The sequence below is a fragment of the Arthrobacter agilis genome (assembly GCF_002953615.1).
GTDB lineage: Bacteria > Actinomycetota > Actinomycetes > Actinomycetales > Micrococcaceae > Arthrobacter_D > Arthrobacter_D agilis_B.
Genome location: NZ_CP024915.1, coordinates 1,380,495 through 1,388,331 on the forward strand (window position 1 = coordinate 1,380,495; position 7,837 = coordinate 1,388,331).

The window sequence follows — 7,837 nt, forward strand, 5'->3', positions numbered from 1 at the left end:
CGTCATCGAACCGATTTCGGTCGGACCCACGACAGAAAACCCCGCCGCTCCAGGGAGAGCCCTGATGCGGCGGGGTTCTGTCGTCGAGGGGTTGGCTGCGGCCCTTCAGCGCTTCCGCAGGATCGCGACCAGCCGCTCGACCAGGACCACCAGCACGAGTGCTGCCCCGATGATGAACAGCAGCGCCAGCCAGAGGGACGGCCCGGAACCGGCTTCACCGACGCCGATACCCAGCCTGCGTGCCGCAACGCACAGTGCGAGCATGGCGGCACCGGCCACGAGCATCCCGGTTCGGCGGTCCCATCGGCGTCGGTTCCTCATGGTCCCAGTCTAGGCAGCGCCCACTGGCGTCCTGACCGCACGGACTACTGCCGCGCCTCCATGACCCCCACGGGCTTCCCGTCCGAGAAAGTGACCACGTACTCCTGACCCATGATCGTGACGGTGCACTGAAGCGCTCCGATGGTGCGGCAGTCATCACCGGGGCCGGACGGGGTGCCGGGCTCCTCGAAGATCGGCTCGAGGAGCTCGGGGTCGATGCCCGGCGGCGTCGGCTCGTGGAAGGGCACGGACCCGGGCGGGAGGCACGTGTACGGGTCCGCCGGGTCGGTCCACCATGCCCCGGCGTCGGTGACAGGGCACTGCGGGTACGGCGGGAGGGGCAGCAGTTCCGGCGCCAGGTCGCCCCCCATTGCACTCCCGGTCGCGCCGGGGGGAGTGCTCGGACCGGAAGCCGGCGAGGAGGCGACGGCGGGGCCCCCGGCAACGGGCTCCTGCACGTCCCCCGCCGGGACGGCGCTGCTGCCGGCAGACACGTCGGTGACCTTCGACAGCGTCGGAGTGGTGTCCACCACAGCCACCGCGTGTTCGTCCGACGCCTGTCCGCCCTGGTCGAGTGCGAGAGGGACGACGGCGACCGCTGCCGCCGTGCCGAAAGCGATGAGAAGAGACCTGGTTGAAGAACGCATTATTTCACCCCACGTTAGAGACCTATGAGATGAACCTATGGCGATAGAGGGAGCAGAGCGACAGTAATCAATACTCGCTTTCGGACCGGACTACCTGTATGAACCGGGTAGAAACCACCTACTGCGGAGGAAGGTCCGGGAGAAGCTCGGCAAGATAGGTGAGCGCCTCCGAGACGCCGGTCTCGATCTTCAGCGAGGCGAACTCGTCCCCGCGTGTCCATCCTCGGTTGATGATGACGACGGGCTTGCCCGCTTTGAAGGCGTGCCGCACGAACCGCAACCCGCTCATGACCGTCAGGGAGGAGCCGGCCACCAGGAGCGCCCCCGCAGCGTCCACCATGGCGTAGGCCTCGGCGACGCGGGCCTTCGGCACGTTCTCGCCGAAATAGACGAAGTCGGGTTTCAGCATGCCCCCGCAGACCGGGCACGGCGCCATCTGAAAGTCCCCGGTGTCGTCGACGTCCGCATCGGCATCCGGCGCGACGTCCCCGGCGTCGGACGCGCGCTCGAGGTAGCCCGGGTTCAGGTCCTCGAGGATCTCGGCGATGCGCGATCTCGGGAAGACCGATGCACACTGCAGGCACACCACGCGGTCGAAGGTGCCGTGCAGGTCGATCACGTTCACACTGCCCGCCGACGAGTGCAGCTTGTCCACGTTCTGCGTGATCAGTCCGGTCAGCAGCCCACGCTGCTCCAACGTCGCGACGGCGGCATGGCCGGCGTTCGGATCGGCACGGCGCAGGTGGCGCCAACCCACATGGTTCCGAGCCCAGTAGCGCCGGCGCAGCGCTTCGTCGCCCACGAACTGCTGGTAGGTCATGGGATTCCGCGGCACGGACTGCGGGCCCCGGTAGTCCGGGATGCCGGAGTCGGTGCTCAGACCCGCACCCGTCAGCACAGCGAGCCGGAGACCCGCGAGGACGGCGACGGCCTGATCGAGGAGCTCCCGGTCCTCGGGCCCCAGCGCAGCGAGGCCGGACGCCGGGGTGTCGCTCACGAAGCCGGTGAGGCCGAGCCGGGGGTTGGACTCGGGCCCGGGAAGATCCCGTTCGCGTCGACCGTCCTCCGCTCGGGTCACAGTGCAGCTTCGACGGAACCCACTGCCCGTGCGTAGTCGGCGATCGGCCTGCCCTGGCCGTGCGGGGAGGACACCACGGCGCGCACCGTCCCGGAACCGTCCAGGACGTAACTGACCCGCTCCGCGTAACCGTGGACCTCGTCGAACGCGTCGAAAGCCCGGGTCACGGAACCGTGCGGCCAGAAGTCCGCCAGGAGGTCGAAGGAGATGTCGTTCGCATCCGCGAAGGCGCGCAGCGTGTACTTGTGGTCGACGGACACGGCGACGAGCGAGACACCCGCGGCGTCGAACAGTTCGAGGTTGTCCCGGAGCTGGCCGAGTTCGTCCGTGCACACGCGGGAGAAGGCGAAGGGGAAGAACACGACCACCGATCCCCCGACGAGTGATGTGTTCGCTACGGTCTCGCCGAACTGGTTCGCCAGGGCGAACGAAGGGGCTGCCGACCCCACCTCGAGCGGCAAGGCTACTGCTTCCGCCGGCTGACGAGCCGGGTCGCGGCCCATTCCTTGGAGACGCCTGCCGACGACGTCGAGTGGAGTCCGGCGGTCGGTGCCGATTCCTGGACGTCGGCGGGCGCCACGTAGCCCGGGCGACCGGACTTGGGGGTGAGGAGCCAGACGACGCCGCCGACACCGAGCGAGGTCAACGCGTCGACGAGGGCGTCGACGAGATCCCCGTCGCCGCTGCGCCACCACAGGATCACGCCGTCGACGACGTCCTGGTCGTCCTCCGTGAGCAGTTCGGACCCGACGCCGTCCTCCAGGGCCTCCCGGAAGTCGAAGTCGACGTCGTCGTCGTAACCGAGCTCCTGAACAAGGTCTCCATCCTTGAAACCCAACTTGCCTGCCACGTCGACCGCAGTGGCGGCTTCAGCCTCGCTCACTTAGCTCCTCCTGGAAAGACGGGACTGTCGCCTGACGCGCCCCCGTGTAGATATGCATGGCTACCAGCCAACACCTTTATACGCCAAGCATCAAGCCGATGCGGTGATTTGGCGCCCGGCGGCGGACCGGTCCCGGACATCCGGCGGGAGCAGGACCGGAGGCACGCCCTCGGCGTAATCTGTCCCGCCGCCCCGATCCCGCTACGCATCGGCGGCATGGCGGCGATAGAGTGAATCGGTATATGGCCGCGGCGCTAACGCCCATCGGCCGAGCATGCATCTCTGCGCGGGCCCACGAGTCGTGCGCAGGCATAAAGCGACACAGACAAGATCTGTGGAAGTGGAGAGATATCGCGTGGCTGCAGAACAAGGTACGGCGGATATTCTGAGCGGTCTGACCGTCGGCAAGCCCGATGGGGATCCCGAGGAGACCGCGGAGTGGATCGAATCCCTCGATGAGCTGATTCGCACCCAGGGCACCGAGCGCGCGCAGTACATCATGCGTTCGCTCCTCCAGCGTGCCGGTGCACAGTCCGTGGGCGTGCCCATGGTCACCACGACGGACTACGTCAACACGATCCCGGCGGACCAGGAGCCGGAGTTCCCGGGCGACGAGGAGATCGAGCGGAAGTACCGCGCATGGATGCGCTGGAACGCCGCGGTCATGGTCCACCGCGCGCAGCGCCCGGAGATCGGGGTCGGTGGCCACATCTCGACCTACGCCGGCGCGGCGACGCTCTACGAGGTGGGCTTCAACCACTTCTTCAAGGGCAAGGACCACCCCAGCGGAGGCGACCAGGTCTTCTTCCAGGGGCACGCCTCCCCCGGGATGTACGCCCGCGCCTACCTCGAGGGGCGCCTTACGGAGGCGGACCTCGACGGGTTCCGCCAGGAGAAGTCCAAGGAGGGCAATGCACTGTCCTCCTACCCGCATCCCCGCCTGATGCCGGACTTCTGGGAGTTCCCCACGGTCTCGATGGGCATCGGCCCCATGAATGCGATCTACCAGGCGCAGGCCAACCGCTACCTGCACAACCGTGGCCTGAAGGACACCTCCGGGCAGCAGGTCTGGGCGTTCCTCGGTGACGGTGAGATGGACGAGCCCGAATCGCGCGGTCTGCTCCAGCTCGCGGCGAACGAGAAGCTGGACAACCTGAACTTCGTCATCAACTGCAACCTGCAGCGCCTGGACGGGCCGGTGCGCGGCAACGGCAAGATCATGCAGGAACTCGAGGCGTTCTTCCGCGGCGCGGGCTGGAACGTCATCAAGGTCGTCTGGGGGCGCGAGTGGGACTCGCTGCTCGAGAAGGACAAGGACGGCGCGCTGGTGGACATCATGAACCAGACCCCGGACGGCGACTACCAGACGTACAAGGCCGAGTCCGGCGGATTCGTCCGGGACCACTTCTTCGGGAAGTCACCCGAGACCAAGGCCATGGTCGAGGACCTCTCGGACGCCGAGATCTGGAACCTCAAGCGCGGCGGGCACGACTACCGCAAGGTCTTCGCGGCGTACAAGGCGGCCACGGAGTTCAAGGGCAAGCCGACCGTCATCCTCGCGAAGACCGTCAAGGGCTACGGCCTTGGCCCGCACTTCGAGGGCCGCAACGCGACCCACCAGATGAAGAAGCTGACCAACGCCGACCTCAAGGCGTTCCGCGACCACCTGCGCATCCCGGTCACCGACGAGCAGATCGACGACGACCTCTACAATGCGCCGTACTACCACCCGGGCGCGGATTCCCCGGAGATCAAGTACCTGCTGGAGCGCCGCCGCGAACTCGGCGGCTTCGTGCCGGAGCGCCGCACCAAGCACGCCGAGGTCGTCCTGCCGGGCGACAAGGCGTACGAGATGGGCAAGCGTGGATCCGGCAAGCAGCAGGCCGCCACCACGATGGCGTTCGTGCGCATCCTGAAGGACCTCATGCGGGACAAGGAGTTCGGCAAGCGCATCGCGCCGATCATCCCCGACGAGGCACGCACCTTCGGCATGGACTCGTTCTTCCCCACGGCGAAGATCTACAACCCCAACGGGCAGAACTACCTCTCCGTGGACCGCGACCTGGTCCTGGCGTACAAGGAGTCCGTCGAGGGTCAGATCCTCCATGCAGGCATCAACGAGGCCGGTTCGATGGCCGCCTTCACGGCGACGGGCACGGCCTACGCCACGCAGGGGGAGCCGCTGATCCCGATCTACGTCTTCTACTCGATGTTCGGGTTCCAGCGCACCGGTGACTCCATCTGGGCCGCCGCGGACCAGATGGCGCGCGGCTTCATCATCGGGGCCACCGCCGGGCGCACCACCCTGACCGGTGAGGGCCTGCAGCACGCCGACGGGCACTCACCGATCCTGGCCTCCACCAACCCGGCCGTGGTGACCTACGACCCGGCGTTCGGCTACGAGATCGGGCACATCCTCCGCGACGGTCTGAACCGGATGTACGGGGACATCGGCGACAAGCCCGAGTCCTTCCGCAACGTCATGTACTACATCACCGTGTACAACGAGCCGTTCGTGCAGCCCGCCGAGCCCGAGGAGCTGGACGTCGAGGGCCTGCTCAAGGGCATCTACCTGCTCAAGCCCGCGAAGGTCGACGGGCCCCGCACGCAGCTGCTCGCCTCCGGCGTCGCTGTGCCGTGGGCGCTCGAGGCACAGAAGATCCTCGCGAAGGACTGGGGCGTCTCCGCGGACGTCTGGTCCGTGACGTCCTGGAATGAACTGCGCCGCGACGGCCTCGACGCCGAGGAGGAAGCCTTCCTCAACCCCGGAGCCGACGCGCGCAAGCCGTTCGTCACGCAGCAGCTCGAGGGAGCCACGGGCCCGATCGTCGCGGTCTCGGACTTCATGAAGGCCGTCCCGGACCAGATCCGCCAGTTCCTGCCCAACGAGTTCGCGACCCTCGGAGCCGACGGCTTCGGATTCTCCGACACACGCGCGGCAGCACGACGGTTCTTCAAGATCGACAGCCACTCCGTCGTCGTCCGCGCCCTGGAGATGCTCGCCCGCCGTGGCGAGGTCGACGCGAACGCGCCGAAGGAAGCCATCGAGAAGTACCGCCTGCTCGACGTCAACGCCGGAACCACCGGCAACGCCGGCGGCGAATCCTGACCCCACCCGCCCGGTAGGGGGGGCGACGGCGGAGGCAGCATCAGCGCTGCTCCCGCCGTCGCCCTTTTTGTAGCCTCCCCACAAATGGAAGCGCGCAGCACCGAGACCGTATGCTCGGAGGATGCCGCAGCCCGCAGAAGCCCCGACCGGTGCCGGGAGCGCACCCGGAGCGACGAACGCAGGGATCGCTCCCCCGGACCCCGCCACCGTCGAGAAGCTGCGCGCGACGATCGGGTCGCTGTCCACCGCGACCCTGAAGCAGCTCGACGCCGACCTGCCCTGGTACCGCGGACTCCGCCCCGACGAACGGTCCGCGCTCGGCATGGTGGCGCAGAAGGGCATCGCGTCCTTCGTCAACTGGTACCAGAAGCCCGTCTCCCCGGCATGGGTGCTGAGCGACGTCTTCGGCACCGCACCCACCGAACTCACGCGGTCCATCAGCCTGCAGAAGGCCCTCCAGCTCATCCGCGTGGTGGTGCAGGTCGTCGAGGACCATGTGCCGTTCCTCGCCCCCGCCGCGGACCAGGGTCCGCTGCGGGAAGCCGTCCTGCGGTACTCGCGCGAGGTGGCGTTCGCGGCAGCGGATGTCTACGCCCGCGCGGCGGAGACCCGCGGATCGTGGGACACGCGCCTCGAAGCACTCGTGGTCGATGCGATCCTCCGCGGGGAGAGCTCCGACGCCCTCCGCTCGCGCATCGCCGCGGTCGGCTGGAAATCCCAGGCGCGCATCACCGTCATGGTCGGCAGCGCCCCGCAGGAACCGAACGTCGGATTCCTCAACGAACTCCGCCGCGTCACCGGACGCCTCGCCGAGGACGTCCTGGTCGGCATCCAGGGCGAGCGGCTCATCCTCGTCCTGGGCGGCGTGCGGGATGCCGCGAAGGCCTACCCGCGCATCAGCGAGCTCTTCGGGGAGGGCGCCGTCGTGTTCGGGCCGGAGGCGGAATCGCTCGTCGCGGCCAGCAGTTCCGCACAGGCCGCCTTCGCGGGACTCACGGCCGCGCGCGCCTGGCCGGCAGCGCCGCGCCCCGTCTCCTCCGAGGACCTGTGGCCCGAACGGGTGATGTCCGGCGACGACACGGCCCGCCGGGCTCTCGTGCGCACCATCTACCGGCCGCTCCTCGCCGCCGCCAACGGCCTCGAGCCGACACTGTCCGCCTACCTGACCCTCGGGCACTCACTGGAGGCGACCTCGCGGTCGCTCTTCGTGCACGCCAACACCGTGCGGTACCGCCTCCGGCGCGTCTGCGACGTCACGGGCTGGGACCCGCTCATCCCCCGCGAGGCCTACGTCCTGCAGACCGCCCTGGTGGTCGGACGCCTGTCGGCGATGCCCTCCGCCTCTGCCGCCGGCACCGGGGGTGCGGGCGCGGGCAATGGTCGGACGCCCCGGGTCGCGGCCTCCGAGAGGGGCGCTTCCGCGACGGCAGGGAAGACAGCCGCCTTGTAGACTTCCTACAACGAGGCGCAGCCAGCTTGGTTCAGCCGAACACCCGATAATGCTCCGCCGATTTGGAAAGCTGGAAGAGTGCTTGCAATCGCCTGCCCCGGACAGGGCTCACAGACCCCGGGCTTCCTGAGCCCCTGGCTCGACCTACCGGGAGTACGGGAGCACCTCGAACAGCTCAGTGACCGTGCCGGAACCGACCTGGTGAAGCACGGCACCGTCTCCGACGAGGAGACCATCAAGGACACAGCCGTCGCCCAGCCGCTCATCGTCGCCGCGGGCCTCGTGACGGCGCGGCTCCTCCTCGAAGGCCACACGCTGACCGCAGCCACGGTCGTGGCGGGTCACTCGG

The 7,837-nt window shown here is 68.3% G+C and carries 7 protein-coding genes and 1 pseudogene; 3 read left to right on the forward strand and 5 right to left on the reverse strand.

Annotation, left to right across the window (positions count from 1 at the left end):
- Positions 1-105: 105 nt before the first annotated feature.
- The 5 genes from CVO76_RS06620 to CVO76_RS06640 form a co-directional block, all read right to left on the reverse strand.
- Positions 106-321, reverse strand: a complete 216-nt coding sequence (locus CVO76_RS06620; RefSeq protein WP_208741349.1) for a hypothetical protein — start codon at positions 319-321, stop codon at positions 106-108.
- Positions 322-365: 44 nt separating this feature from the next.
- On the reverse strand, positions 366-968 hold the full coding sequence (locus tag CVO76_RS06625) for a hypothetical protein (RefSeq protein ID WP_208741351.1): 603 nt from the start codon (positions 966-968) through the stop codon (positions 366-368).
- 118 nt (positions 969-1,086) lie between these two features.
- On the reverse strand, positions 1,087-1,932 hold the full coding sequence (locus tag CVO76_RS06630; protein WP_432206152.1) for an NAD-dependent protein deacetylase: 846 nt from the start codon (positions 1,930-1,932) through the stop codon (positions 1,087-1,089).
- 110 nt (positions 1,933-2,042) lie between these two features.
- Entirely contained in the window at positions 2,043-2,507 is a 465-nt protein-coding gene (locus CVO76_RS06635; protein ID WP_244186250.1) for a redoxin domain-containing protein, read from the reverse strand.
- 2 nt (positions 2,508-2,509) lie between these two features.
- Positions 2,510-2,929, reverse strand: coding sequence for a DUF3052 domain-containing protein (locus CVO76_RS06640; protein WP_208741355.1), 420 nt, complete (start codon positions 2,927-2,929; stop codon positions 2,510-2,512).
- Positions 2,930-3,284: 355 nt separating this feature from the next.
- Here CVO76_RS06640 and aceE point away from each other — a divergent pair, with 355 nt between their 5' ends.
- From aceE to CVO76_RS06655, 3 genes and pseudogenes are all read left to right on the forward strand, one after another.
- Positions 3,285-6,038 carry a pyruvate dehydrogenase (acetyl-transferring), homodimeric type gene (gene aceE / locus CVO76_RS06645; protein ID WP_133080677.1) on the forward strand — a complete coding sequence of 918 codons (2,754 nt, stop codon included), beginning with the start codon at positions 3,285-3,287 and terminating at the stop codon, positions 6,036-6,038.
- A gap of 121 nt (positions 6,039-6,159) precedes the next feature.
- The gene (locus tag CVO76_RS06650) at positions 6,160-7,488 is read left to right on the forward strand and encodes a PucR family transcriptional regulator (RefSeq protein WP_208741358.1); all 1,329 of its coding nucleotides are present in this window, start codon (positions 6,160-6,162) and stop codon (positions 7,486-7,488) included.
- A 78-nt stretch (positions 7,489-7,566) separates the two neighbouring features.
- A pseudogene (locus CVO76_RS06655) lies at positions 7,567-7,837 on the forward strand (ACP S-malonyltransferase); the annotation flags it as partial.

Coding starts and splice junctions, on each gene's coding strand:
- CVO76_RS06620 (WP_208741349.1), bottom strand. CDS start 321: ATGAGGAACCGACGCCGATGGGACCGCCGAACCGGGATGCTCGTGGCC.
- CVO76_RS06625 (WP_208741351.1), bottom strand. CDS start 968: ATGCGTTCTTCAACCAGGTCTCTTCTCATCGCTTTCGGCACGGCGGCA.
- CVO76_RS06650 (WP_208741358.1), top strand. CDS start 6,160: ATGCCGCAGCCCGCAGAAGCCCCGACCGGTGCCGGGAGCGCACCCGGA.